Source organism: Dyadobacter sediminis, from assembly GCF_005860765.1.
Taxonomy (GTDB): domain Bacteria; phylum Bacteroidota; class Bacteroidia; order Cytophagales; family Spirosomataceae; genus Dyadobacter; species Dyadobacter sediminis.
Window position 1 is genome coordinate 928,834 of record NZ_VCEI01000025.1, and the last position, 26,969, is coordinate 955,802.

Annotated in this window: 20 protein-coding genes; 10 read left to right on the forward strand and 10 right to left on the reverse strand. The window is 46.6% G+C overall.

Annotated elements, in window-relative coordinates; genetic code table 11:
• Nucleotides 1-16: 16 nt before the first annotated feature.
• A complete protein-coding gene (locus FEM55_RS16075; protein WP_138282364.1) occupies nucleotides 17-595 on the reverse strand; it encodes a hypothetical protein in 579 nt (192 codons plus the stop codon).
• Between the two features lie 301 nt (nucleotides 596-896).
• On the opposite strand from FEM55_RS16075, the gene FEM55_RS16080 reads away from it, so the two are divergent.
• From FEM55_RS16080 to FEM55_RS16090, 3 genes are all read left to right on the forward strand, one after another.
• Nucleotides 897-1,544 carry an START domain-containing protein gene (locus FEM55_RS16080; protein ID WP_138282365.1) on the forward strand — a complete coding sequence of 216 codons (648 nt, stop codon included), beginning with the start codon at nucleotides 897-899 and terminating at the stop codon, nucleotides 1,542-1,544.
• 172 nt (nucleotides 1,545-1,716) lie between these two features.
• The gene (locus tag FEM55_RS16085; RefSeq protein ID WP_138282366.1) at nucleotides 1,717-4,233 is read left to right on the forward strand and encodes a PAS domain-containing sensor histidine kinase; all 2,517 of its coding nucleotides are present in this window, start codon (nucleotides 1,717-1,719) and stop codon (nucleotides 4,231-4,233) included.
• A gap of 50 nt (nucleotides 4,234-4,283) precedes the next feature.
• Nucleotides 4,284-6,338, forward strand: coding sequence for a beta-L-arabinofuranosidase domain-containing protein (locus FEM55_RS16090; protein WP_229209289.1), 2,055 nt, complete (start codon nucleotides 4,284-4,286; stop codon nucleotides 6,336-6,338).
• 192 nt (nucleotides 6,339-6,530) lie between these two features.
• On the opposite strand, the gene FEM55_RS16095 is transcribed toward FEM55_RS16090, so the two are convergent.
• On the reverse strand, nucleotides 6,531-7,790 hold the full coding sequence (locus FEM55_RS16095) for an Hsp70 family protein (RefSeq protein ID WP_138282602.1): 1,260 nt from the start codon (nucleotides 7,788-7,790) through the stop codon (nucleotides 6,531-6,533).
• 270 nt (nucleotides 7,791-8,060) lie between these two features.
• Between FEM55_RS16095 and FEM55_RS16100 the strand changes: the two genes are divergently transcribed.
• Together FEM55_RS16100 and FEM55_RS16105 are read left to right on the forward strand one after the other, a co-directional pair.
• Nucleotides 8,061-9,038 carry a sugar phosphate isomerase/epimerase family protein gene (locus tag FEM55_RS16100; RefSeq protein ID WP_138282367.1) on the forward strand — a complete coding sequence of 326 codons (978 nt, stop codon included), beginning with the start codon at nucleotides 8,061-8,063 and terminating at the stop codon, nucleotides 9,036-9,038.
• Nucleotides 9,039-9,218: 180 nt separating this feature from the next.
• Nucleotides 9,219-11,090, forward strand: coding sequence for a T9SS type A sorting domain-containing protein (locus FEM55_RS16105; RefSeq protein ID WP_138282368.1), 1,872 nt, complete (start codon nucleotides 9,219-9,221; stop codon nucleotides 11,088-11,090).
• A gap of 265 nt (nucleotides 11,091-11,355) precedes the next feature.
• Here the strand turns inward: FEM55_RS16105 and FEM55_RS16110 are convergent, their stop codons facing one another.
• Together FEM55_RS16110 and FEM55_RS16115 are read right to left on the reverse strand one after the other, a co-directional pair.
• A complete protein-coding gene (locus FEM55_RS16110) occupies nucleotides 11,356-12,291 on the reverse strand; it encodes an NADP-dependent oxidoreductase (protein ID WP_138282369.1) in 936 nt (311 codons plus the stop codon).
• 49 nt (nucleotides 12,292-12,340) lie between these two features.
• Nucleotides 12,341-12,568, reverse strand: a complete 228-nt coding sequence (locus FEM55_RS16115) for a hypothetical protein (protein WP_138282370.1) — start codon at nucleotides 12,566-12,568, stop codon at nucleotides 12,341-12,343.
• A gap of 774 nt (nucleotides 12,569-13,342) precedes the next feature.
• Between FEM55_RS16115 and dgoD the strand changes: the two genes are divergently transcribed.
• Nucleotides 13,343-14,491: a galactonate dehydratase gene (dgoD, locus tag FEM55_RS16120; RefSeq protein ID WP_138282371.1), complete on the forward strand. Its 1,149-nt coding sequence runs from the start codon at nucleotides 13,343-13,345 to the stop codon at nucleotides 14,489-14,491.
• A gap of 34 nt (nucleotides 14,492-14,525) precedes the next feature.
• Here dgoD and FEM55_RS16125 read toward each other — a convergent pair whose 3' ends face one another.
• A complete protein-coding gene (locus FEM55_RS16125; protein WP_138282372.1) occupies nucleotides 14,526-15,920 on the reverse strand; it encodes a purple acid phosphatase family protein in 1,395 nt (464 codons plus the stop codon).
• A gap of 236 nt (nucleotides 15,921-16,156) precedes the next feature.
• On the opposite strand from FEM55_RS16125, the gene FEM55_RS16130 reads away from it, so the two are divergent.
• Both FEM55_RS16130 and FEM55_RS16135 read left to right on the forward strand, forming a co-directional pair.
• A complete protein-coding gene (locus tag FEM55_RS16130; protein ID WP_229209290.1) occupies nucleotides 16,157-16,531 on the forward strand; it encodes a hypothetical protein in 375 nt (124 codons plus the stop codon).
• Nucleotides 16,532-16,823: 292 nt separating this feature from the next.
• Entirely contained in the window at nucleotides 16,824-17,960 is a 1,137-nt protein-coding gene (locus tag FEM55_RS16135; protein WP_138282373.1) for a metallophosphoesterase family protein, read from the forward strand.
• A gap of 212 nt (nucleotides 17,961-18,172) precedes the next feature.
• Here the strand turns inward: FEM55_RS16135 and FEM55_RS16140 are convergent, their stop codons facing one another.
• On the reverse strand, nucleotides 18,173-19,123 hold the full coding sequence (locus FEM55_RS16140; protein WP_138282374.1) for an aldo/keto reductase: 951 nt from the start codon (nucleotides 19,121-19,123) through the stop codon (nucleotides 18,173-18,175).
• 393 nt (nucleotides 19,124-19,516) lie between these two features.
• Entirely contained in the window at nucleotides 19,517-20,773 is a 1,257-nt protein-coding gene (locus FEM55_RS16145) for a M14 family zinc carboxypeptidase (protein ID WP_138282375.1), read from the reverse strand.
• A gap of 592 nt (nucleotides 20,774-21,365) precedes the next feature.
• On the opposite strand from FEM55_RS16145, the gene FEM55_RS16150 reads away from it, so the two are divergent.
• Nucleotides 21,366-24,107 carry a PQQ-dependent sugar dehydrogenase gene (locus tag FEM55_RS16150; RefSeq protein ID WP_229209291.1) on the forward strand — a complete coding sequence of 914 codons (2,742 nt, stop codon included), beginning with the start codon at nucleotides 21,366-21,368 and terminating at the stop codon, nucleotides 24,105-24,107.
• A 332-nt stretch (nucleotides 24,108-24,439) separates the two neighbouring features.
• Here FEM55_RS16150 and FEM55_RS25305 read toward each other — a convergent pair whose 3' ends face one another.
• The 3 genes from FEM55_RS25305 to FEM55_RS16160 are packed head-to-tail and all read right to left on the reverse strand — an operon-like array spanning nucleotide 24,440 to nucleotide 25,995.
• A complete protein-coding gene (locus tag FEM55_RS25305; protein WP_262710593.1) occupies nucleotides 24,440-24,565 on the reverse strand; it encodes a hypothetical protein in 126 nt (41 codons plus the stop codon).
• 48 nt (nucleotides 24,566-24,613) lie between these two features.
• On the reverse strand, nucleotides 24,614-24,961 hold the full coding sequence (locus FEM55_RS16155; RefSeq protein ID WP_138282376.1) for a hypothetical protein: 348 nt from the start codon (nucleotides 24,959-24,961) through the stop codon (nucleotides 24,614-24,616).
• Nucleotides 24,962-25,020: 59 nt separating this feature from the next.
• Entirely contained in the window at nucleotides 25,021-25,995 is a 975-nt protein-coding gene (locus FEM55_RS16160) for a hypothetical protein (protein WP_138282377.1), read from the reverse strand.
• A 287-nt stretch (nucleotides 25,996-26,282) separates the two neighbouring features.
• Between FEM55_RS16160 and FEM55_RS16165 the strand changes: the two genes are divergently transcribed.
• Nucleotides 26,283-26,966, forward strand: a complete 684-nt coding sequence (locus tag FEM55_RS16165; protein ID WP_171036581.1) for an MCP four helix bundle domain-containing protein — start codon at nucleotides 26,283-26,285, stop codon at nucleotides 26,964-26,966.
• Nucleotides 26,967-26,969: the final 3 nt, after the last annotated feature.

A 26,969-nucleotide genomic window follows, 5' to 3' on the forward strand; every position in this document is an offset into this window, starting at 1 on the left:
CGGTAATCGGATACGGTCAGGGATTTTTTCTGTACAAGGTAACGGGCGCGTGCTTATGAAACCGGGCGTCTCCCGAACTCGAGAAAGCGGAGCCGGTTTTTGTTATATAGTTGAATACCAGTTTCAGCTGAATGCTGTCGCCCTGCCATAATCCGTCCGGCTCCGTGTCGGCTACATTAAATGACTCCCGGATCTGCTCTTTCTCATTCACCGGAATAAAGTTTAATCCGGCAATTTCATGTCCTTCCGGAGTAGCCAGCTTTCCTTCCAGCCGGTTCTTTTCTGTCCCGAGCCTGCTGGTGATTACGGCTGATCCGGTAAAGTTCAATGATCTGTTTCCGCGCCTTCCTCTGCTTTTGCTTTGATTGAGGATGTCGTCATCAACTTCCGGTTCTGTGATATCCAGATCAATCTGCTTGCTGATACCATCCGGGTCATTAAACCGACCCTGCCACTTGCCCACCAGCAACGGAGCAGCATGATCCGTAGCATAGGCCCACGGCCGGTCATACTTGTGCTTCCACCGTATAAAGCCGTAGTACGACAGCGTGATTACGCATACAAAAATCAGCGCAGGGGTTCTTTTTGCAAGCATAAGAAATGGATAAAATTTACTAAATAAAGTTACAAACCAAACTTGGGAAAATGAAATGAATGCCACAGTATTTTGCTGATTCACAGCTATGAAAAGATTTTCGAGTTTCATGCAAACAGCGTTCGTACTGGGCCGGCCGTTCTTTTGTGCATGGTAAAAAAGCGCTGCGGAAGCGGAAATAAACCGGTTGCATGGATAAAATCGATTAAATTCGTGAAGTGGAGCGATGACAATATTTTCAATCATAAACAGAAGGAAGGATGATTGGTAGTTTCAATGGATATTCTGGATGGCTGCGGGTATGTTAAAGACCATTGTTCATACCTTGTTTTGCTGTTTTTTCTTTGTTCCGCTGCTTGCTGAGGACAACTGGAAAAAGGTTACCGAAGAAGATGAGATAAAGGTTTTCTCACGGTACATGCCCGGATCGAAAATCAAAGCCCTTAAAGTGGAATGCGTACTCAAGGCAAAGGCATCAGAGCTCGTGGCACTGTTGCTGGACGTGGAAGCGGCCACGGAATGGGTTTACAAAACCAGATCGTGCAAATTGCTGCGGACGGTTTCGCCGTCTGAATTATATTATTACTCCGAGGTCAGTTTGCCGTGGCCGCTGGAAAACCGGGATTTTGTAGCACACCTCATGGTATCGCAGGACAAAGTATCCAGGGTAGTCACGGTTGACGGACCGGTTGTTGCCGGTATGGTCCAGAACAAAGAGGGTGTTGTGCGGGTGATGAGTTCCAAAGGCATGTGGGTGATCACGCCGGTGAACGGCGGACAAATAAAACTGGTGTATACCCTGCATGTAGATCCGGGCGGAGCTATTCCGGCCTGGGCTGTTAATTTGTTTGCTGCACAGGGACCTCTGGAAACGTTTAAAAATATGAAAGAACAACTGAAAGCAAGTAAATACAGGAATGCTTCACTGCCTTTCATCCTCAATGGCTAAATTCATCTTTACGTTTGATGCCCGAATGCCTCAGTAACGGTATGCAAGGTGCGGTAAAAATGGTATTTCCTTTTTTACCGCAATTCGTGTAAAAGCCTTGTAGCCAATTTCTGCAGACTTGCATTAGATTGCTTAACTTGCCACTTATTAACCAAGTAATCTTTTATCAGATTTGTCTCATACCAGATTGTACCCGTTTTTAGCTGGCGGAGGCCAGATGGGAGAACTTACCCGAAATTATAACTGGTCAGCTTTATCTGTCGGCACCCCCGGTGAATGGCCCCGGAGCCTACGCACACTGATCCGGATGATGTTGTCAAGCCCGCTTCCGATGGCTGTTTTGTGGGGTGACGAACTGATCACCTTTTACAACGACGCATTCAGGCCGGTTCTGGTCAGCGCTGAGCAGCACCCTTCCTTTTTGGGAAAGCATGGGCAGGAAAGCTGGGCCGAATACAGGCCGGAATTCAAACCGCTCATACAATCCGTTATGGCCGGAGGCGAAGCAGCCAGCTTTCAGGAAACTCAGCAGATATCTGACCAAAACCCGACTGTAAACCGTACTTACACCTTCAGTCCGCTCGCTGACGATGCGGATATCATAAAAGGCGTTCTGGTGACTTGCTCCAAATCTGAAAACGCTGAAAGCAGTACGGATCAGGTTGATCCTTTGCAGAAATGCTTTCAGAACCTGATCGGCGATGCGCTTTCAGGTATTTTGGTATTGAGTATGCCTGAAAAGAAGGTCATGATCGTGAATGAAACTTTTGCGCGGCTTGTCGGCTTGCAAGCCGATGAGCTTCGGGGTCAAAACCTGTCTGCTGTTTTTCCTGCGGTTCACAGTAGTTTGCCGGAGCTGGCCGACCGAGTGTTTTCAACAGGTCAGACACAGTATCTTTATGCTCAGCCTTGTTCCGTTTTTAACGCAGAGGCGGGTCTGGAAAAGTTTCTGGATCTGGTGTTCCAGCCTTTTACAGGACAAGTGGGACAAATTACCGGAGTGACCATAACCTGTCATGATGTAACCCGGCAGGTGCTGGACAGCCGGAAACTGCAGAGAAGTGAGGCCCGCCTGCGCAGTCTGGTGGAAAGCGCCCCTTTCCCGATTGGCGTATATGTAGGGCCGGAGATGACGATCCGGCTTGTAAACCAGTCTATTATTGATATTTGGGGCAAAGGGCCGGACATTGTCGGCAAACGGTATGCAGAGGTTTTGCCCGAACTGGCAGGCAAAGGCATCTATGAACAGCTTGACGCCGTTTACCGTACCGGACAGGCTTACTATGCACATAACCAGCGCGTGGAACTGATGATCGAAGGTGAACTAAAGCCTTTTTATTTTAAATACACCTTTACACCACTTTTTGATCATGACGGAAAAGTGTACGGGGTAATGAACACCGCCGCGGATGTAACAGATCTGGTCGTTTCCCAGCAGCAGCTTCAGGAAGCGGAAGCCGGTTTAAGGGGCGCGATTGAACTGGCGCAGCTGGGCTCCTGGGAACTGGACCTCCGTACGGGACTTGTGAACTACTCCGAAGTGATCCAGTCCTGGTTCGGTTTTGATCAGACGTCCGTAGCTCTTTCACAGGTTTATAATCCTATCCACCCGCAGGACAGGGAAATCGTGGAGCAAGCCATTGGCAAGGCTCTGGAAGCAGGTTCCGCGGGAATATACGATGCAGAGTACCGGCTCGTCACATACCTTACCGAAGTGGAACGCGTTGTTCATGCCCGGGGCAAAGTTTTGTACGATAGTCAGGGCCAGGCATATAAACTTGCAGGTACGGCGCAGGATGTTACTGCCGAACGTCGGCGTGAAGAGGAACTCGAGCATCTGGTACAGCTAAGGACAAGGGAGCTGGCAGCACTGAATGAAGAACTGGCATCACTCAATGAAGAGCTGGCAGCCCATAATGAAGAGTACCTCGCCGTAAATGAAGAACTTGAAGAAGCCAACCGGCGGCTGCTGCGATCCAATGAGAACCTGCAGCAATTTGCTTATGTGGCCAGCCATGACCTGCAGGAACCGCTCCGGAAAATCCAGCAGTTCGGGGATATTCTCATAAGCCGGTATATGGCCGAAATTGGAGAAGGGGCAGCCTATCTGCAGCGTATGCAGGCAGCGGCCAGCCGCATGTCTGCACTGATCCGTGACCTGCTTGATTTTTCCAGTATTTCCACCTACCGTGAAGACCCCAAAGTAATTAATCTTAATGATATTGTTGCTGCGGTGCTCATGGATTTGGAATTGATCGTTACTGAAACCGGAGCCCGGCTGCAAGTAGGCAAATTGCCCGTTGTACAGGGCAATGCCCTGCAATTTGGCCAACTGTTCCAGAACCTTTTGAGCAACGCCCTTAAATTCCGGCGTCCTGACCAACTTCCTGTCATTCAGGTTTATTCCGAAATTGTGATGTTCAGTGAGTTGCCAACTTCGTTAAAACCTGCGCGGCAGGCCGGCAAATACCACCGGATTGAAATTACAGACAACGGGATTGGCTTTGACGATAAGCATGCTAACCGAATTTTTCAGGTGTTCCAGAGATTGCATGGAAAAAATGAGTATGCCGGTACGGGTATCGGACTGGCTATTTGCGAGAAAGTGGTTTCCAATCATGGCGGTGCGATCAGTGCATCCGGTCGGGTAGGACAGGGAGCAACATTTGTCATTTACTTGCCGGTTTAGTTTTTAGTAAAATGCAAGAGGTTTTTCAGGTTGTAAAAATCGACATAACCATGCTGTCAAACAGATACCGGATTGGCGGAGCAATGATGCACTTTCATTGCTTTCTTCTTGTTTCATTGCTTGTTCCTGCTCTTACGGCTTTCGGGCAAACGGATCCTGCGGAACGCTACCGCGCAAACCGCGCACCTTTAAGACCCAATCCGTATATAGAGCTGCCATTGGGAGCCATCAAGCCTCAGGGCTGGCTGAAGGAAATGCTGGTCCGTCAGAAAAACGGTGCAACCGGCCACCTCGACAAGCTTTATCCGCTTGTGATGAACGAAAGAAACGGCTGGCTGGGAGGAGACGGTGATCAGTGGGAGCGGGGCCCTTACTGGATTGACGGACTGCTGCCGCTTGCCTACATCCTGAACGACAAAGAACTGATTGCAAAGGCGCAGCCCTGGGTCGAATGGGCCATAAAATCTCAAACTCCGGACGGTTATTTCGGGCCATCGCAGGATTATCCGGGTGAGCCGGGAATCCAGAGGGACAACAGCCGCGACTGGTGGCCGAAAATGGTCATGCTGAAGGTCCTTAAGCAATACTATTCTGCAACCAATGATCCGAGAGTTATCAAACTGATGACCGGTTATTTCAGGTACCAGCTTCAGGAGCTGCCTTCCAAACCACTGGACCACTGGACATTCTGGGCTAAATACCGTGGCGGAGATAACCTGATGGTCGTGTACTGGCTTTATAACATTACCGGAGATAAATTCCTGCTGGAACTGGCAGATTTGCTTTACAAACAGACTTTTAACTACGATAATGCCTTCCTGAACACGGATCTGCTGTCAACGACCGGAAGCATTCACTGTGTGAATCTTGCGCAGGGCATGAAAACGCCGGCCATTTATTATCAGCATCATCCGGAGCAAAAGTATTTGTCTGCCTTGCAGAAAGGCTACGCCGACCTTCGCAAGTACAACGGCATGGCTCATGGTCTTTATGGCGGTGACGAAGCATTGCACGGAAATAATCCTACGCAGGGTTCGGAGCTGTGCAGTGCAGTGGAAATGATGTTCAGCCTGGAAAGTACGCTGGAAATTACAGGGGACGTAGCCTATGCCGACAAGCTGGAAAAAATAGCTTTCAATGCATTGCCGGCGCAAACATCCGACGATTACATGGAGCGGCAGTATTTTCAGCAGGCCAATCAGATTATGGCTACGCGGCACATCCGGAATTTTGATCAGAATCATGGCGGTACGGATTTGGCTTTCGGCTTGCTTACCGGTTATCCGTGCTGCACATCCAATATGCATCAGGGTTGGCCCAAGTTTACACAAAATCTGTGGTATGCAACTGCGGATAAAGGAATTGCTGCACTGGTTTATTCTCCGAGCGAAGTTCAGGCAGTAGTGGCGAACGGAACTCCGGTAAAGGTGAAAGAAGAAACAAATTATCCGTTCAGCGAAACAATCAAATTCACTCTGCAGATGGAAAATGGAAAGTCTGCAAGTTTTCCTTTTCACTTGCGTATCCCCGGATGGTGCAAAAAAGCAACGATCAGAATCAACGGCAGGAATTTTCAGGAAGCTGAAGGAAACCGGATCGTCAAAATTGCACGTGGCTGGACGTCCGGTGACGTCCTTGAATTGCTGTTGCCGATGCATGTTTCAACCGAAAGGTGGTATGAAAATTCCATGTCTGTAGAACGGGGACCGCTTACATTTGCCCTGAAAATCGGAGAAGAAACGAAGAAAGTCACAAATGAATTGGACTCCGTGCGTTACGGGGCATCCTATTACGAAGTACGGCCGACTACGCCATGGAATTACGGTGTGTTTGAAATGCAGGAAAGCAGACTGTCTGAAAGCTACAAGGTGGAAGATTCAGGAAAAGTAAGTGACTTTCCATGGAATCTTGAAAATGCACCCATTCGGATGAAAACAAAGGCCAGACGCATTCCTTCCTGGCAGATATATAATGAAATGACCGGCCCGGTTCCGTTCAGTATGATTGATCACATTGCACCGGGACCGGAAGAGGAAATAATCCTCGTTCCATATGGCTGTACCGAGCTCAGGATTTCGCAGTTCCCGGTTGCTGGCAGAAAGTAGAACAAGTCGTTTGGAAGCTGTTGGCTATGAGCTGTTGGCTGTTGGCGGTTAGCGGTTAGCGGTTAGCGGTTAGCGGTTAGTTTGTAGTTGTGAAATGTAAGTTACTGATTTTCATTTATAAATACTTTATGCTGCTTGTCCATTTCTGACTAAAAGCTAAAAGCTAAAAGCTAGTAGCTAACAGCCAACAGCTTATGAATAACGATTGCGGGCGTCATAGGCAAGACCAAGTCCGACGCTGGAAAGTTTGTTTTCCTCAGACCATTCAGCCGACGGGAACAGTAACCGGAACTGCTCCTGGATAAGCGGAATTTCGGTGGAACCGCCCGTCATGATAACCAGACCGATTGCTTCCGGCGCTATACCTGCAGCCTGCAGACATTCTCCCGCCGCCTGTACAATGCGCTGCGTTTTCAAAGTGATTGCCGCATTGAAATCTTCCCTTGCAACTTCAACCCGCAGATCCTGATCAATGAAATCCAGTGCGGCACCGTAATATTCGCTGTTTGCCAGCCCGATCTTGATCTTTTCTGTTTGTGCCAGCACGGCATGGCCCGTTTCCTGTTCAAGAACGCTGATCAGCCTGCCGTAACGTACCGGATCATGCGTTTCGCGGAGCAGTTGCTTGGCCTGAAAAATCGTCCGGTTGGTATAAAGAAAATTCACTTTGCTCCATTCGGAAAGGTCAAAATAGTGGTAAGAAGGCACTTCAAGGTTTTTGGCACCGTAAGTAGACCGGAAGCCAAGCTGCGGCATCATTTCGGCAAGGCTGAGGTCTTTGTCAAAATCATTTCCGCCAAGCCGTACGCCGGTATTTGCCAGTATATCGCTGCTTCTGTCGTGCTTGCGGGCATTTTCTCTGGACAAGCGGATGATGGTAAAGTCCGAAGTTCCGCCGCCGAGGTCTACAACAATGGCCAGTTTTTCGCCTATGACCCTTGCCTCATGTGCAAATGCCGCTGCAATCGGCTCAAACTGAAATCCTACATGCTCAAAACCCAGCTTCATGGCCACAGCTTTCAGTTCGGCTTCTGCCCGCTGATCAGCTGCCGGATCGTTATCGACAAAATGAACCGGCCGCCCCATCACAACATGCCTGAGTTCTGTTTCGCAGTGCGCTTCCGCCTTGCGCTTCATCTGATCCAGAAATGCAGCAATAATCTGATCAAATTTCATCAGTTCGCCGTTCACCATTGTTCCCTGGCGCATGGCAGGCGTTCCCAGCACGCGTTTCAGGCTTCGCATCAGTCTGCCCGGTTGCCGGGTTAAAAAGCGTTCGGTTGCCTCGCGGCCAAAAAACGCCTCATTGTCTTTCCTTGCAAAAAACATGGCGCTGGGAATTGTAATATGATCGTTTTCAACCGGAATCAGGAAAACATGGTCATGGTTTGCAACGGCCAGACTGGAATTGGAAGTGCCGAAATCAATACCGCAAAAAACAGAATTTGTCATCATTTGGAAAATTGGGCATGCAATTTCTGATTATTTGCCGGGATTTAAAAATGGAAGTGATGATTGTTGGCAGTTAGCGGTTAGCTTTTAGCCATTAGCTGACCGTTTTCGGCTGCTAATGTATCGGATCTTTGCGTTTAGCTTATGATTGACAGCCAAAGGCCAAATGCCAAAAAACAGCCAAAATCCCACTTTATACGGGCAAAAAGTTTTACTTCCCCGATTATAAACCTAAATTAAAGCCCTATTGCTAACCATTCACCTTTTATCATGAAAAATTCTACAGCTCCGGAAACTTCGGAATCAAGAAGAAACTGGCTTAAAAAAACATCTTTGCTGGGATCAGCTTTACTGACAGGATCGCTGGCAAATGCAGAGCCCGAAACAGCAAAGTCCCAGGTAATCAGAAGGCTGCCGATCAGTGTGTCGTCCTATTCATACTGGCCGCTGACCGGAGAAAAGTACCCGATTGAAAAAGTAATTGAAAATGCAGCCCGAATCGGTTTTGATGGAGTTGAAATCCTGCACCGCCAGATGGCCGAAGAATCAGTCAGTTACCAGAACAAACTGAAACGGCTGGCTTTTGACAATGGACTGGCGCTGCCGCTACTTTCCATTCACCAGAACTTTCTGCAGCCCGATGTGGCCAAAAGAAAGGCCGACATTGAGCATACGTACAAATGCATCAACATGGCTTCGCAAATGGGCATTCCGTGCGTGCGGATGAATACCGGATCATGGGGAACGATCAAGAACAAAAGACAGACTGATTATTACACACACGGCATCGAGCCGCCGATTGAAGGTTATACCGACGAAGATGGCATCAAATGGACGATCGATGGCATGGGCGAATGCCTGCAATATGCTGAAAAAGCAGGAGTCGTGCTCGCACTGGAAAATCACTGGGGCCTTTCTTCCAACATAGAATATCTGCTGAGAATGTACAACGCACTTAAAAGCTCGCCTTCCATGGGACTGAATGTGGATACGGGCAATTTTGTAGGTGAACCGTACGCCGGCCTTGAAAAACTGGCTCCTTATGCCACTATCGTGCAGGCCAAAACATACTATGGCGGCGGAACTTTCTATGACAAGGAAATGGATTATACGCGGATTGGAAAAATTTTCCAGAAGGCGAATTACAAGGGATTTGTTTCTCTTGAAATGGAAGGAAAGGAAAATCCGGACGTATCCGTACCCAAAAGTCTGGAACTGCTCAGAAAGGCATTCACTTTTATGGCCTGAAAAGCCTTTGAATCCCTGAATCAAAAAAGAGAAGCGCGCTGCATTCGTAAAGTGCTTCTCTTTTTTATGTGTAATCAGGAATTCACCGGTCAGGATTCTTTACGATTATACCACCCGCAGGATAGCATGAATTTCTTTAATGCTTCTTATATTTACATTATGTATATATAAATATTTAATATGAAAAAACATGTACAATTAACCTCGTTAAAATTAGTTTTACTGCATGACATGATTGCCATGTTCCTGCTTTTTTTTGCCGGTTTGACAACCGCTTTTGCACAGACTGAATGGCCTTTTCGAGATGATTTCAGCCGTAGCGCACTGGGTGCAAACTGGAAAGCAGACGCTGCCTGGACCATCCGGAACGGCGCCGCTTTCAATACATCGGATATAGGTTCGCTTGTAACTGCAAACAAGTTTGCTGCTGAGTCCTATGTAATCGAGACGTCTGCCAAAGGGCTTACCGGCAGCTACTGGCGTGAGTTCAGGATTATATTCGGACAGGCGAACGCTGCTGAATCAAAAGCGTATGTGCTCACTTATTACCCTGATTCCGGCGGAAACCTTACGCTTGGTATCGCGACCGACAATATCTATCATCCGCGTGTGCTCGACGAGTTCAGCATTTATCCGGCACTGGAAGATGCAAGATGGTACAAATTTAAAATTGCGCGTTATAAAAGCGGCCTGATTCAGGTTTACATGGACAAAGGTCAGGGATACTCGAAAGAACCTGTGCTGGAAACCGTTGATTTGACGTATAAACAGTTAGGTCATTTCGGCTGGATGGTTTCAACGCAGACTGCAGGTAAAGACTTTTTTGTTGACTGGATCGGAGCATGCAAGCCTGAAACTGAAAAGCCTGCATCACCGGAAAAGCCGGTGGAAGACAATCTCATCACACAGGTTTCAGTTCCAAGCGGCCGCTCGTACACGGTTTCAAAGTTAAATGCGGGTTCCCGGATTTATACAGACCGGGATTATCAGGTTACTTCGCTGCCCGGCTATCTGAAAGGTGCGTCATTTGTCCAGACAGCCATGGAAGACAAAAGCCAGACAGAGGCAAGCTGGCTTACAACTTTTATGAAAAAGCAGGTGGTGGTTTATGTCGCTTACGATCCAAGGGCGGGCAAGTTGCCGGCCTGGCTGCAGGAATGGCATAAAACGGGTGACATAATCGGCACCAATGATCCGGGTTCGAATTACCTGGAAATTTACAGCAGGCAGGCTGATTTCTGGCAGGTTTATCCAAGACCGTTTATTTTAGGGGCTAATCTGGCCGCTCCAGCAGAAGGTTCCAAAATGAATTACCTGGTGGCTGCCGTAGAACTGCCCGCAAGTATGAAACTGGAAGCAGAAAATGCAAAACTTTCGGGAGCTGTTGTGTCCAGTGGCCATCCGGGTTTCAGTGGAAAAGGATTTGCTGATTTTATCAACAACAAAAGCGATTATATTGAATGGACTGCGCAGGTTACGCTGCCCGGAACATACAGTGTAGGCTATAAATTTGCAAATTTCAAAAACGAGCGTTCACTTGCATTGACTGTGGACGGCATTCCGGCAGGTACTTCTGTTTTTTTACCTCTGACGAGTTGGGATAGCTGGGCTTTTTACTCCGGGCAAAGGGTATTCCTGAAATCCGGAACGCATAAAATCCGGCTGACTGCAACAGGCACCAGCGGCCCGAATATCGATTTCCTGAGCCTGAACTTCCTATCCGATAATGCCGATTTGGTGACGGTCAATTCTTTGGCAAGATTGAATGCACAGGAACATGGCGTGTCACAATCCGGGGAAGATTACCTGCATGCATATCCGAATCCATTCCAAGATCAAACTGTCATTTCTTACGAATTAGCACAATCAGAAGAGGTAAATCTAGCCGTTTTTACCCCCGAAGGAAAGCAGCAGGCCATACTGGTGAATGGCTTGCAGGCAGCCGGGAAATACAGGATAGAATTCAACGCAGGAAAACTTCCCGCCGGACTTTATATTTATCAGCTCAGGCACGGACCAACCATTCACACCGGAAAAGTAGTCAAGCAATAAACATGGTTTCAGAAACATGCTGCTGAGTAATTATTGACAATCTTTTATAAAAGCCGGTTACGTACCTATCGGCAATTCGGTTTAAACTTTGAGAAAACGGAATAGTCAGAAACAAGCCTACTGAAAACTATCTATTTGCCGCAGCAAACATAAAGCAATTACTTATTTGTAATCATCCGTTTTACGAGTAAGTAATTGCTTTAAAATATCATTTTTCTTCCTCCTTTTTTTCCTTCCCCCTTCCTCCCTGAAATTCAAAAAACCGCTATAAAGTAACAACCACTTTGCCGACCGTTCTGCCGCTTTCGACCTGCAGGTGTGCCGCCGCCATGTCCGCAAACGGGAAAGTTTTTGAAACATGCGCTTTCAGAATGCCTTTTTCCAGTAATGCCGCAATTTGCTGCATATCATCGCCGTCTGACTGTACCAGAAAGAAAAATCCGTTCACGCCTTTTGCCTTGGCCTTTTCGGTAACCGATTCGTTCAGGCCGGTAGGAATGCTGATCAGAGTTCCGCCGGGTTTGGTCACTTCAAGGGAATTGTCAATGTTATCGCCACCAACCGTATCGAATACGAAGTCGAACTCAAGCGGACTTTTCTGCCAGTCGTAACCGTGGTAATCAATGTGTTCGTCTGCGCCGAGCGCAAGTACAAAGTCTTTGTTCCCGGCTGATGAGGTTCCTGTTACGTGAACACCCAGGTGTTTGGCCAGCTGCACTGCAAAATGCCCTACGCCGCCGGCAGCTGCATGAATCAGCACTTTCTGGCCAGCTTCCACTTTTGCTTTTTTTACCAGCGCCTGCCATGCGGTCAGTGCCGCCAGTGTTGCGGAAGCTGCCTCTTCATGTGAAATATTGCCGGGCTTTACGGCCAGCTGTGATGCAGGCGCCGCCAGAAACTCGGCATACGCCTTTCCGTGACCGGGAAAATTGACCATACCAAAAACTTCGTCACCCATTTTGAACGCATCGCTTTTCGTTTCTGTTACGACGCCGGAAATGTCCCAGCCGAGAATCAGCGGGCTTTGATCTTTAATGCGTCCGTACATGCCTCTTCCTGCACGGCTTTTCACATCCACGGGGTTAATGCTGATGGCTTTTACCTGTACAAGGACTTCTTCTGCCTGGATGACAGGATTTTCAATATTTTTAAGATGAAGGTTTTCAACACCTCCGGGCTGTTCTGTAACAATGGCTTTCATTTATTTCTGATCATTTTATTGGTTCAATGACATTATGCGAATTGCCGGTTTATTCCCATTCGTACTCTTTCAGGTAATTGCGCAGGTCCAGACCTTTTTTCGTTAGCCGTCCGTAAATCAGCGATTCCAGGTTTGTTGACCATGACAAAACAACCATACTCTGGTCTTCCAGAATCTTCATATCGGAAATAATCCGGCGGTTCAGGCCTTCTTCGATCGTGAACAGAATCTGGTCATGATTCCGGAATACCTTCATTGCTTCAAATTCCTCTTCCATAACTGTTGATAATCTTTTATAAAGCAATTCATTGCAAGTACTTTGAGAGGCACCTTTTTATTCCACTGATCGGGAATAAGCAGTACCAAAGTGCAACACACATGAAGTGATCCGTTGTACGGATATAAACCCGTTTTTCCGGGTACGGTTCGTTACTGGTAAATCTACATTGCAAAGAATCCCAAAAAACATTCCGGATGCGCAACAAGGCTTATGCTGTTATTCAAAAGCAATTGTATCCGATCCCATTTTCCGGTATGATCTGTAAAATCAAAGGAAAATTACTTTATTATATTCTGCTTGCAGGACAGAGCCGGAAAGCAATTTTTATATTTCAGCGGGTTATTTCAATGTATTTTGCAATTTTATCAGCTTTAAGGTAACTATTTTTCCGTGTGTTGTCAGCTGCGATGAAGTTTTAGGATAATTGTATATAATATCATACCAATAGGAGAAGATTGTATGGGTTTAAAGCTTTTTGCCGCTAAAAAATCGTATGCAGAAAGCCGGTATTGCTGTTTGATGAAAGGGTGCCCGCTGCCATACGACTCTGCCTTGCGGCTGCTGTTTTTATCTGCAGTCTGTGTGAATTCATGGTTTTGTAAGGACTGCGTGTTTTGAAACAAGCCCGTTTTTACCCGCATATTCCGTATCGGGAAACAGCACAAAGAAACGCAGAGTGCAGCTTTATGACAGAATTAGCATCGTTGTATAAAAGCAGGCACTTGGATTTGTGCGCACAGAAAGTAATTTTAGGAATTAACTCAAAGTAAAATGAAAATCAGAAGTTACGAATTGTTCCAGGTTCCGCCGAGATGGCTGTTTTTGAAAATAGAAACGGATGAAGGACTGATTGGCTGGGGGGAGCCGGTTATAGAAGGAAAAGCGGCAACGGTGAAGGCGGCGGTCATTGAACTGATGGATACGCTGATCGGGAAAGATCCGATGGACATTGAAGGGCATTGGAATACGATGTACAGAGGCGGTTTTTATCGGGGCGGACCTATTTTGATGAGTGCCATTGCCGGTATCGATCAGGCGCTCTGGGATATCAAGGGCAAGTTTTACAATGCGCCCGTTTACCAACTGCTTGGCGGAAAGTGCCGTGACAAGATCAAGGTTTATTCATGGATAGGCGGTGACCGTCCGTCGGATGTGGCGAATGCTGCCAAACTTTCGCTGGACATTGGTTTCAAAGCCATTAAAATGAATGCGACCGATGAAATGCAGTATGTTGATTCTTATGAAAAGATTGATCATGTGCTGCTTCGCGTGGCTTCCATCCGGGAAGTTGTAGGGTATGCGCTGGACATCGGCGTTGATTTTCACGGACGTCTGCACAAGCCGATGGCCAAGGTGCTGGCCAAAGAACTGGAACAGTTCCGTCCGATGTTTATCGAAGAACCTGTTTTGCCTGAAAACAACGAGGCGCTGAGGGAAATTGCGCAGCATACCTGTATTCCGATTGCGACGGGCGAGCGCATGTTCAGCCGCTGGCACTTCAAGGATTTGCTGACAAAAGGTTACGCCGATATTATCCAGCCCGATCTCTCGCATGCCGGCGGCATTACGGAATGCAAAAAAATATTGTCCATGGCCGAAGCTTTTGACGTGGCCGCTGCGCCGCACTGTCCGCTTGGGCCCATTGCGCTGGCTGCCTGCTTACAGGTTGACGCTACTTGCCACAACGCCTTTATTCAGGAACAAAGCCTGGGCATTCACTACAATCAGGGAAGCGACCTGATGGATTACCTTACGGATAAGACGGTGTTCAGCTATGAAGATGGATTTGTAAAAATTCCTTCCGGACCCGGACTCGGCATTGAAATCGATGAGGAGCAGGTACGCAGAATGGCGGAAATAGGCCACAACTGGAAAAACCCGCTCTGGAAACATGACGACGGCAGCGCAGCAGAATGGTAAGATGTGTTTTTCAGGTATAAAATGGTAATCCGGGTTACTTAAGGTTCTTTCTTTGTTTGTATTTCCGGAAGCGTTCGTTGTATTCTTTCAGTTCTGCCTCTTTGAAGCGTTTCTCCATTTCATCGGAAAGGTTGAGACGTTCCTGCATCTGGAGTGAACCGGAAAGTTCTACAAGCGTGTTGCGTCCGTTTTTGTCTTTCAGCAGGTCAAAGGCATCGTATGTGTCGCCGTTAACGGTAAATGCCTTGAAAGATAACTTGTTCCGGTCAATATGCACGGTCTGGTAAAGCTGCGTGTTGGAAGCGGCACGGTCCATCCAGTTTTCAAGGCCGAGCGCGTACATTTTCGGCCCGCTTACCGAAACCACATAGATCGGGCCATCGGGCTTTTTCCTGCTTTGTCCCAGCGGCATGTTGATACCCCGGGCATACGTATGGTCATGTCCCTGAAGAACAAGATCAACGTGATACTGTTTGTAAAGCGGTTCCATTTTTGTCCGCCAGTGATCGTTGTCACGGCCGTTGGCAGTGGAATAGATCGGGTGATGATGAAAAACAATGGTCCAGCGGTTTGGATTTTCCTTCGCGGTTTTTTCAAACCAGGCCGCTTGTTTTTCCATCACTTCGGGGTCGGATATGGCTTCTTGCGAGTTTAGTGAAATAAACCTTATACCTTGATAATCTATGTAATAAGCCGTTTCCGTCAAGCCTTCGGGTCCGTTTTCGGGCAGTGCAAACTGGGGCCGCCAGTGTCGGGATAAAATTCCTGTCCGGTTTTCGCCTTTGAAATATTCGTGGTTGCCGGGCGCCGCAAGGCTGGGGATCATTCCGTTCACCCAGCCGCCGGCTTCAAACCATTCACCCCATTCGTAATCTGCATTGGCGCGGTTGATGAGATCGCCGGCATGGATCATGAAATCGGCATCAGGCAATGTGGTAAACGCTCCGCGTATCGTCCTCGACCACAGCGAACGGATGTCATTCTGCGCATCACCGAAATACAGGAAAGAAACGGGTTCGTTTTGATCCGAAGCGGTTTTGAAGTGAAACCATTCGCTCCAGTACGTGCCGTCGCCAACTCTGTAAACATACTGCGTTGCGGGTTTAAGGTCGGTTAAGGCAGCTTCATGGTAACTGACTTTCCGGCCATCCATTGTGATTTGCTGGGTAGTAGCTTTTACAATCCGGGCGTTCTTCTGAAAATCAGGCGAAGGATCGGCTTCATGAATGGCTACAACCGCACGGGTCACTGTAGAGTCTGTCCGCCAGTTTACGGCCTGCGAGCGGGAAGCGTCCCCTTTGAATCCCAAAATAATGCGGTCGGGAAAACGCGAGGCCGGGTAGGATTTGTTCACTTGTGCAGACACAAGTGCGGGAACTGAACTAATCAGTAACAGAACAAGAGCAAAGGGTTTTATGCCGGGGTGCATGATATCGGAATAAACGGTTTGAAAGGCAATGTTACAGGAATAGGAGGCGGTTTTGACAAAATGTGTATTAAGAAAATGTAAAGAGTACCGGGATTTCTGATAACAGTAATTTAATATTAATTCTTGGATAAAGGAACACATTTGTGTCCGACCGATTGCATAGTTCATGTATTTGTATAAATTTGGAAGCGAATGCCATTCCTTATTTATGTAACATTTTAATCCTTTTTGACCAAATGATGAAAGCAAAGTACTTGTTGACAATGATCGTTGCGATGGCCATGATTTCCATTGCTGCACAAAGCGTGATGCTAGCCGATGAGCTGTTGGGTACTTGGAAGTACACGATTTCCGATGTGCCGCCGGAATACGAATCCGGATACATGACCTTTGAGCAAAAAGATAACAAAATGGTTGGGTACATGGGGCAAACCGACAAGAAGGAAATGAAGGAACTCACTGTTGATCAGGGAAAAGTGTCTTTTGCAACCGATTTTGAGGGCGGACTGATCAAATACACCCTGACCCAAAAAGGGGACTCGCTCAGCGGTTCCGTTTCAACGCAATATGGAGATTTTCCGATTGTAGCTGTGAAGGAAGCGAAAAAATAATCCGTTCTGAACTTATTCAGGAATACGCTCAAAAATACATCTTCTAATGCAATATGGCTGCCCTACGAGCAGCCATATTGCATTAGGAACAAGTTGATTAAGGTTTTTCCGGACTTGAAAAAACGAACATGGACCAAAATGTATCTTACAGGGTATTTTTTACTTCTCACCGTTCACAACGCACATCTTCATTTTCCTGAATTTTGTTAAACGCAGCCTATTCTTCTATATTTCGCAGGATTGGTGCAGGAATTGCTGCTGACCGAAATAGTACAGAAATTGATAATCAGGTATGTCAGACAAGGTTGAGAAATATAATATCCCGGTACTGAAAAAGAACCAGCCGGATGAAAATTACAAGTTCAGAATGGCACCGGAGCCAAGCGGCACCTATCCGTTTCACTTGAACCTTCAGGATGTTCAGTCAACCGGAAACCTGGAAAAAAAGATGGTATTTCATATGCTGGGCGATACCGGAAGCATGCATCATGCTGATTTTTTGCGTGAAGTTGCGGCTGAAATGGTCAGGCAGTTTGAAAATTCGGAAAGTGAGGAGGAGAAGCCGGGTTTTCTGTATCATCTGGGCGATATCGTTTACAATCATGGTGAGGCGACACAATATGCAAGACAATTTTTTGAACCGTTTGAAAAGTATCCTTCTTCCATATTTGCCATTGCCGGCAACCACGACAGTGACGTCAATCCGGACAGTTCCGAGCCATACGACAGTCTGAGCGCATTCAAAACCGTTTTTTGTGATACCGAGCCAAGGGTCGTTCCGTTCAGCGGAAATTCCCGCAGGAAAAGTATGATCCAGCCCAATGTATTCTGGACACTTGAAACGCCTTTGGCCACTATAATCGGACTTCACAGCAATGTGCCTAAATACGGCATCATTACGGCTGAGCAGCGAAGCTGGCTGGTGGAAGAATTGAAGGCTGCCCGACAGGAAATGCCCCGGAAAGCGCTGATCCTCTGTCTGCACCATGCGCCTTATTCCGCCGATATCAACCATGGTTCCAGCTTGCCGATGATCGAAATGCTGGATGGTGTTTTTGAAGAAACCGGAATCCGTCCGGATATTGTATTCAGCGGCCATGTGCATAATTATCAGAGGTTTATCAAAAAATATGCAGACGGAAAAGAAGTTCCTTTTGTTGTAGCCGGAGCAGGAGGGTATGATGGCCTGCACGAAATAGTCCATACCAACGACGACCATTTTTACACCGAAAATCCTTTGCTGAAAGACGTAAAGCTGGAATGCTATTGCGATAACCAGCACGGTTTTCTGAAAATTGTATTGGAGAAAAAAGATAACAGACTTACACTTACCGGCTCGTATTATGCCATTTCACATCAAATAGATAGAGGCAACGAAGAGGAGCGGATTTCGTCTTTATGGGACCGTTTCGAAATGGAAATAAATTGAACCAAAACCGGCGGATATTCCAGTTTCTTCACTCAACAAAAAATCAGCTGATATTCTTTACGTATACCAGCTGATTTTTGTTAAATGTAAATTTTTTGATTAGAAAAATTAAAAGGATTAGAAACTATCGCTTTCTATATAGTGGCTTTTATCAATAGATTATAATATAAAGCCAACAGCTAAAAGCTAATAGCCAACAGCCAATAGCTGACTCAATACGCACTCGCTTCGTCCAGCTTTTCAATGGCGGCATCTTCCAGCGTAATCGTTGCGGCCTGTGTAAGTTCGTGAAGCTGTTCAAGGCTGGTGGCGCTGGCAATAGGCGCGGCAACGGCCGGATGTGCCATGAGCCAGGCCAGCGATAGCGTTGCCGGAGTAACGTGGTATTCAGCGGCAAGCTCGTCGAGTGCCGCCAGGATTCTGAAACCTCTGTCATTAAGGTATTTTTCAACCATGCCGCTTCTCTTGCTGCCCTGAAGATCTTCTTTTGAGCGGTATTTTCCGGTCAGGAACCCGCTTGCCAATGAAAAATAACTGATTACACTGAGATTAATTCCCATGGTAAACGGAGCAATTTCTTCCTCGAAAACCTTTCTGTCGAACAGGTTGAATTCCGGCTGGAAAGTCTGGTAACTTGGCATTTCATGTTTGAGACTGAATTTGATTGCTTCTTCCAGCCGCGGAATTTCAAAATTTGAAGCCCCTATAATCCTGACTTTACCTTCTTTAATAAGCTGGTCATAAGCTTCCATCGTTTCTTCGACCGGTGTTTCGAGGTCGTCATAATGCGATTGGTAAAGGTCAATGTAATCCGTCTGCAGCCTTTGCAGCGAAGTTTCCACTTGTGAAATAATGTATTTCCTGCCTAATCCTTTCTGTCCCGGACCCATTTCGCCGCCTACTTTAGTAGCGAGCACGACCTTATCCCTCTTGCCGCTTTTTTTGAACCATTTTCCGATTGCGGTTTCCGATTCCCCGCCCTTGTTGCCCGGAACCCACACTGAATACACATCCGCAGTATCGATGGCATTAAAACCGGCATCCACAAAAGCGTCCAGCAATTCAAATGTCTTGTTATCATCAATCGTCCAGCCAAACACGTTTCCACCGAAAACCAGTGGCGCAATTTCAATATCCGAGCTTCCTAACTTTCTTTTTTCCATATCCTTATGCTTTTGCTGATTTATTTCTGTTTGTTCCGGATGTCCGCATGTCGGTCCGTTATTTTTTCAAACACGTTGTTCAATGACAATTAACTTTTACAATCTGGTAAATGAACAATGCTTCACACAAAATCAGAAAATAAATGTCCATAAAATGCATCCTGTAAAGTACAATGTCATTTTCAATGCTGTTGGCTTGAAAAATAACCATGCCTGATGATATAGATTCTAAGAAAGAAACGGGACATGTTAAGCAAGGGTAAACCAGTGAATTTTTTCTTATCAAAAAAGAAGACACAGATTTAGGCATGGTACTAAAAAAAGTAAAATGCAGGCATCGCGCAGCTTGTCGTTTTTCAAACTGAAAACAACCGTATTGCCGGTGATTCCGGTTTAAGGATTTTCAAAATAATCGTAAAATACTTTTGGCAGCATGCCTCCCAAAGAAATCCAGTCAGCTGCAAGCGGTGCTTTTTTCAATCCTTCCGCCCATTCGTAATTCAGCTCGTATACGGCAGCTTCAATACCGAACCGTTCCATGAAACCTTCACCGAGCGTACCCGGGTTCCGGAATCCCGGCTTTGTGGAGCCTTCCGTAAACCAAGTGTGTTTTCTCAAAAGCATTTCCAGCTTTTCCATATGAGCCAGATAGGCGCGTATGTCTCCGTCCGGGCGGCTGATATGCAGATTCCCGCCAGCGTCATTATGCAGATCCAGCCCCAGGTCCGGTTTCCTGTTTTCAGCGATCATTTTGCGCATCCATTTTTCCAGATAAAAATTTTCAGGAGCAATCAGCGAATCTGCTTCTTTGTCCCATTTGCGGTTGAGGTCGTAGCCGTTGCTGTTGAAACGCGTTTTTCCGCGGGCGACGCCATCTTTGTTGGCCATGGGCAAAATGTACACACAATATCTTTTCAGCCAGGTTTTCGACTGCCCGTCATTCTGCAGCAAACGCTGCACCAGTCCTTCAACGGTCCAGTTTCCGCCGGACTCAAACGCATGCGCCCGTGCTCTGAGAAAAATCCGTTTAGGCGCTTTCTCATTTCCGATCCGGATGATTTCCAGGGAGCGTCCTTCGGAAGTTTTCCCGATCTGCGTGACAGCAACGAGTTTACTGGTTTTTATTTTGGCCAGAAATTTGTCAAGATCACTGATCCGGTAAGGCTCCACACCGGCAATGTAAACGCTTGGACCAGCCATTTTCAGTTTGACCTGCAGACGATTACCCGGCAGCAGCTCGCCCGGACGGCTTTCCCATGTTTTATTGTCGAAGGAAAATACAAAAGGCGAACGGCTGGAAACCTGGCTTGCATGCGTGTTGTTCCAGATGTTGTCAAAATTCTGAAGGATAACCGTAATGTCTGTTCCTGCCGGCGCTTCTACCTTGAAATGCCAGTGGCCGTTGGCGCGGTTTTGTGAAAACCGCTCATGATCGTAAACCAGACTGGCAATGATCCTTCCGGCTGAATCGATTTCCCAGTTCATGGGCGAAGCGTTCTCAAAGCCCGTATTAATAAAAACCTTCGGCGCAACAAGGCTGTCGGTTTTTAAATTTTGTTCAGCTGCGGAGCATTTTATTGCTTTGGAATAGCCACAATGGATTGAAATAAAAAGAGCAAGAAGCGTGCGCAAAAATGCATTACTGTTCATGGTTTGATAATGTTAAAAAATATAAAAATCAGAAAGGACAATCCGGATTTTGCCTGCTAACCTGCCGTTCATGCCTGAACGCTGAAGTGAAAGCAGATTTAGTCAAATGCGTTGATGAGAGTGATCGTAAAGTGCTGCAGATGCTTTTTTATTTCCCGGAAAACAGGCTGCCAAGTTTCACTTTTCAAAATGTGTGACAGTATGGTAAAACATTGCCGAAAGCGTTTAAAAACGGTTTTGTACGTGAATCCGGCCGTTTTGGAAATTATATCAAAGAATCCGGATTTTGTATTCTACTGCTTTGTGCTCACCGTCGTTTCCGGCAATCTTCTTTGAAACCGGATTCTAAAAGACGATATTCGGATCGTGCCGGGGAAAAAATGGAAGCTGCTTTACAAGAGAAAATGAAGTTTTTCCCATCCTGCAAACAGAGATGAATCGTTCAAGCGACGCACTTACCCAAAATTCAAATGACGAACAAGGGCAGCTTTGCCATGTTCCGGAATTTCGCAAAGCTGTTTTTGATCACTTAGTAAAATAGATCAGATAATTGCTTTAATAAAGTAAAATTCATTTTTTTTAAGTTTATCAGGTGAAAAAAATAAGGTCTTTTATCGGGCTTCTGCTGTTGGGCATGTGCTGCATTGCTGCTGTTTCAGGATATGAAAAACCATTGTTCAGAGCGGTGGATCAAAAAGCAAAGGTGAAAATGCAGCGGAATCATTCAGGTTCAGGTTATACTGCCGCTTTGGGCAAAGGGCCGGATTCAAGCCGGTTTACATACAGCACACTGGTTTCAGGTCTGGACGAGCCGATGGAAATGGCCATTTTACCCAATTACGATATCGTTATAGCGGAAAGAAAAGGAGCCGTCCGTTACTTTGACAACAGCACGAAAGAACTTTCCACCATTTCGCAGTTCAATGTTTTCAGCGGGATTGAGGACGGTCTGCTGGGCGTAGCTGCCGACCCGGATTTTAAAACCAACAACTGGATATACTTTTATTATGGCGTTGCGGGCGACAAAAATGTAAGTCAGCTGGCACGTTTTGAGCTGAAAGACCGAAAAATAGATCAATCATCCAGAAAAGTATTGCTGGAAGTTCCGACGCAGCGCCAGTATTGTTGTCATTCAGCCGGTTACATTACATTTGATTCGGAAGGACTACTGTATTTATCCATTGGTGACAACACGAATGCGGAGGAAATTGAAGGCCATAACCCGATCGATGAAAGACCAGGAAGGGAACTGGCAGATGATCAGGCTGCTACGGCAAACAGCAAGGACCTGCGCGGCAAAATCCTGCGCATCAAACCTGAAGCAGACGGAACTTACCGTATCCCGGATGGCAATCTTTTTCCGAAAGACGGATCAATAGGAAGGCCGGAAATCTATGCAATGGGTTTGCGGAACCCGTTCAGGATATCAGTAGATGCCAAAACGAAATATGTATACTGGGGAGATGTAGGCCCGGATACGGAAGTGGCGGCCAGCGAGGGAAAACTGAGTTACGACGAGATCAATCAGGCGCGGAAGCCGGGCTTTTTTGGCTACCCCTATTTTCTGGGCGATAATGAAATATTTCCGGATTATGATTTTGAAACCAAAAAGGAAGGCCCGGGAAAAGATCCGAAACACCCGGTCAACGACTCCCCGAACAACACCGGTGTAAAAGAACTGCCGCCTGCGCAGCCTGCCTTTATCTGGTATGGAAAAGGCCCTTCCAAAAAGTGGCCGGAAGTAGGAAAAGGCGGTGCCAGCGCCATGGCAGGACCGGTTTATTACAGCGACCTTTACCCGGACGCCCCGTATAAACTGCCTGAATATTACAATGGAAAGCTGTTTATTTTCGACTGGATACGCAAATGGATTATGGCTGTTACATTGGACAAAGACGGGAATTACGTGAGTATGGAGCCTTTTTTGCCTCAGCTTAAAGTAGTGGCACCGATGGACATGCAGATTGCTCCCGATGGCGCTGTTTACCTTCTGGCCTACGGAACCAACTGGTTTGCCAGAAACACGGATTCCGGTATTATCCGGGTCGAGTATTCGGAAGGAAACCGCAACCCGGTTGCTTCGCTGAAAATTGAAAAAACGATTGGCGCAGCGCCGTTGACTGTTGCACTTTCAGCCGGAGATTCCAGGGATTATGATGCCGGCGACAAACTTTCCTATGCATGGAAGATCGGGGCTAAATCTGTGGCCGGAAAAGACATTAAGCATACTTTTTCCAAACCGGGTGTTTACAATGTCGTACTTACCGTTGCAGATCAGCATGGCGGAAGAGGAACGGCAACGACTCAGGTGAAAGTAGGGAATACACCGCCGGATGTAAAAATAGAAACAAAGGCGAACCGCAGCTTTTACTGGGACCATGCAGCACTGGATTACAATATCAGCGTTACAGATAAGGAAGATGGAAAAATTGATCCGGAAAAAATCAGGGTACATTTCAATTACCTGCCTTTTGGCAAAGACCTTGCGGGCGCACTTGCTTCCGACGGTGAAACGAACCTTCGCTTTGCCGGTACGGCTAAATTGTACGCTTCGCTGGATTGCAAAGCCTGTCATACACTGGAAACCAAGTCCGTTGGCCCTGCATTAAAGGAAGTTGCCAAAAGGTATGCTGGCAAAGAAGGTGCCGAGGCTATGCTTGGCCGGAAGATCGTTACAGGCGGCAGCGGCAACTGGGGAACTTACCCGATGCCGCCGCACGCGGATTTGCCTGAAAAAGATGCCAGAGAAATTGCCGGCTATATTTTATCTCTGGGGACGGAGCAGGAAAAAATGTCCCTTTCGGGCAGTATTGCGCTTACGGAACATATCGGAAAGGGAAATGAAGGTGCTTACATTTTGCAGGCTTCTTATGTCGATAAAGGCGCAAACGGCATTGAGCCATTGAAAACCGGCGGTCGTATTGTGCTCAGAAATCCTTTGATACAACTGGAAGATTATCATGAAGGAAATGTGAACGTAGTGCCTGCAACCCGGAATACGGGCTATATTTCGTATGTCGCCAACATTACGGACGGAAAATTCACCCGTTTTCATGCCATTGATCTAAACCGGATCAAGGCCATTCGCCTGCGTGTTCAGGAGCAAGGTGCCGGCGGTATCATTGAAGTAAGGCAGGATGCAAAAGATGGCATTTTACTCGGCAGCCTGTCTGTTCCGGCAGGAAAAGTAACCGATCCCAAAACGGAATGGAAAGAGCATTTGCTGCCAATCCGTACATCATCAGGTATGCACGACCTGTTCTTAGTATTCCGGAATGAAACTAAAACAGTCCCGTTGTTCCACATCGACTGGATGTATTTTGAAAATCAGTAATGAAACAAACAAAAAACACCAGATCCCTTTTGACCTGATTGTATCGGACCAAGTCCAGATTATCCTGAAACTTTAAGCATGAATTGGATGCAGCCTGAAAAATACATTATTTGCCAAGCCTTGTCCATACTGAAACCAGCCTGCGTATTGGCCGGGCTGGGCGAAAATACCGGGCTTCGGGGCGCTCGTCTTCTCGCGCAGGACAGGTTTCCTGGTTTGTAAAGTATGAAAAAGTAAAAAGTAAATACTTAAAAGTGCGTGTTTAAGGGTTGAATAAAGGAAGGGTTTACGAACAGGTTATAAACAGGTTGGTTAAGGATTTATTTGAAATTTCAGATCGCTGATGTGATCAGACCAAAAACAATGTACACGGTAATCAGGGCAAAGGCGCAGAGCATTGCAGAAAGTAATTCTTCCCCCGGCCTCTTCTCATTATATTCGGTTAATATCCTTTTCATGATCTTTTTTGTTTTTAATCACATCACTTTCGCTATTCTCATCTTACATCAGATCTTTTGCTCTTGCATTTCGGCCATTCCGGACCAGAATTGCTGAACAAACAGCCTTTCCTGCCTCGATACGCCTTCCTGCGCCTTTGCCGCGCGCCTCAGAATGCTGAAAAATCGTTTTCTGGAAATTTCATTGAATGCCAGCGATTCGGCAGCCAAGTTCTGTTCAGCAACAACCGCTGAATTTTCCTGAATAAAATAGGCGTAAACTGATAAGTCAGCATTACTTTCAACTCCAAAATGCGGCCTGGCGGAATGTACTTTTTCATGGTGAAAAATACCTTCCATTTGTGACAATGCGCTTGCAATTGCTGCTGATTTACGGTCAATCTGAGGCGAATACATTGAATTTGTGTTGATGATTTAAAATAATTCCGGTGCTGTTAGGCACGTCTTTTCCTTTTTCACGCAAATGAACTGGCCGCAAGCTGGTGAAAAACCTGCTCGTCAAGCTTGTAGCGGTCATTAAGCGTGAGACTGCTGCGCGCATTGAAAAGCGCATGGTTCACGGCATTGTACATAAGCCAGTAAGACGGGTTGGACCCCAGCAACCGTTCTTCAAGCCGCAGCCGCTCCTGTGCCTGTTTGGCAAGCTGAACGGGAATGGGCAGTGTTTTCAGCAGATCTTCATCAGACCTTGTTACAGCTTTCTGTTGAAAATGTTCATAAACGGTGGCTGTCAGCGTGGGTTTTGTTTCCTGCTGCGCAACAAGTAGGCTGTATAACTGCTCTTTAAACAATTCCGGCGTCAGGCGGCTGTGATGGATTTTGCGGATCTTCGGGTCTTTCTGAACCTGCCGGATCAGCGGACGGCTTTTTGGCGCAGGCTTTTTTGCTTTTCCCTGTTTCCCCTGCAGTAACCATTGGCGGTAAGCCGGCAGTTTAACAAATGAGTCCGCCCAGCCCATCAAGCCGTTTTTACAAATAGCTCTGTACATGCTGCTGCCGGGTACAAAATCGTTATCCAGCATGGTCGTCATGGTTTGTCCCTGTATGCTGAACGGTGTTTTTCCATTGTAGCTGTTGGTCAGGATCATGCTTCGCTGCAGGCGTTCACCGCCAATTGAAAGCTCCTGAGGAAATATAATGCTGATGCTGAATTCGCCTGTTGTCGTGTGTTTGATCTGTAAGGAATAATCTGAAAACAGCTTGTCAACTACTTCGCGGATCAGTATATTGGGAATAATGGCATAGTCGGCACTCTGGATACCAAAGACCGTTTTTCTGCCGTGATGAGGTTCTCCGACAATCAGCTGCTGCCTGTCTGTTGCCATAATGTCATAATCAGGAAGGATGTCGGCAAGCCACACCGGATGGACGGGATAACAGATATCATCCCAGGAATTACTTAAATGCGGCTGCGCACTAATATATGTCATAATTCTTGTTTCTAATTTTTACAGTTGTAAATTTACAATTATAAAAACACAATACAAATTTTATTGGATAAAGAGTAAAAGTTTGCCGAAAGTATCCGTACCCGAAACGGTCTTTATTTCCAGCTTTCACCTTCCGGATCTTTTTGCCCGTTTGCATTAACATCGGATAGCTGCCAACAGTCGGCCTGAAGCTTTTAATGAAATGTGCATCTGATTATAAAATAGTTATCAAGTTTATCAGTCTGGATCAAAATCAAACCATTACTTTATTTAAATCAACCGAAGCTATGAAATGGTCTTACTTCATCCGTCAGAAAGTGAAAGCAGCTGCACTGCTGACCGGTATTCTGGCCGTTGTTGCGCTGGCCTCTCTGAGCATGATTCAAGCCATTCAGTACATGGAACAAAGCATAGAGTCCGTGTATGCAGACAGGCTGAAACCGGCAGTGGACCTTGTACATCTGAGCGAACTTTTTCACCGCAAAAGGCTGCTGATGCAAAGTTTTCTGACCGGGCAGTCTCCATTGATGATCCAGGAGCTGAAAATGGAGCTTGTAAAAGACAACGCGCAGAGCGACAGTCTGATCAGCCGTTTTGAAAAAACCAGACTGATCAGTGCAGAGGAGGAAAAGCTGAATGTATTCAAGGCGGATATGACAGCGTATATAAAGCTGGAAAATTCGGTTCTGCGGCTGGAACAAACCAGCAGGCGTAAAGAGGCCATTGTGCTGTTTGAAAATCAGGGCGGAAAAATTTTTCAGGATGGCGTTTCCACACTGCATGCCATTGCCGATATTCAGTCGGATATCGGAAGAAAAGCCGTCAAGAGCGCACATCGCCAGGCTGCCGGCGGATTCATTATTTTCATGCTGCTCATTGCGGTATGTGTAATTGTCGGACTGGTTATTCTGGCATTGCTTAAAAATGAAAAGCTCATCGACCGCAAATCAGAGTTGTTTCATTTAAATTAAAAA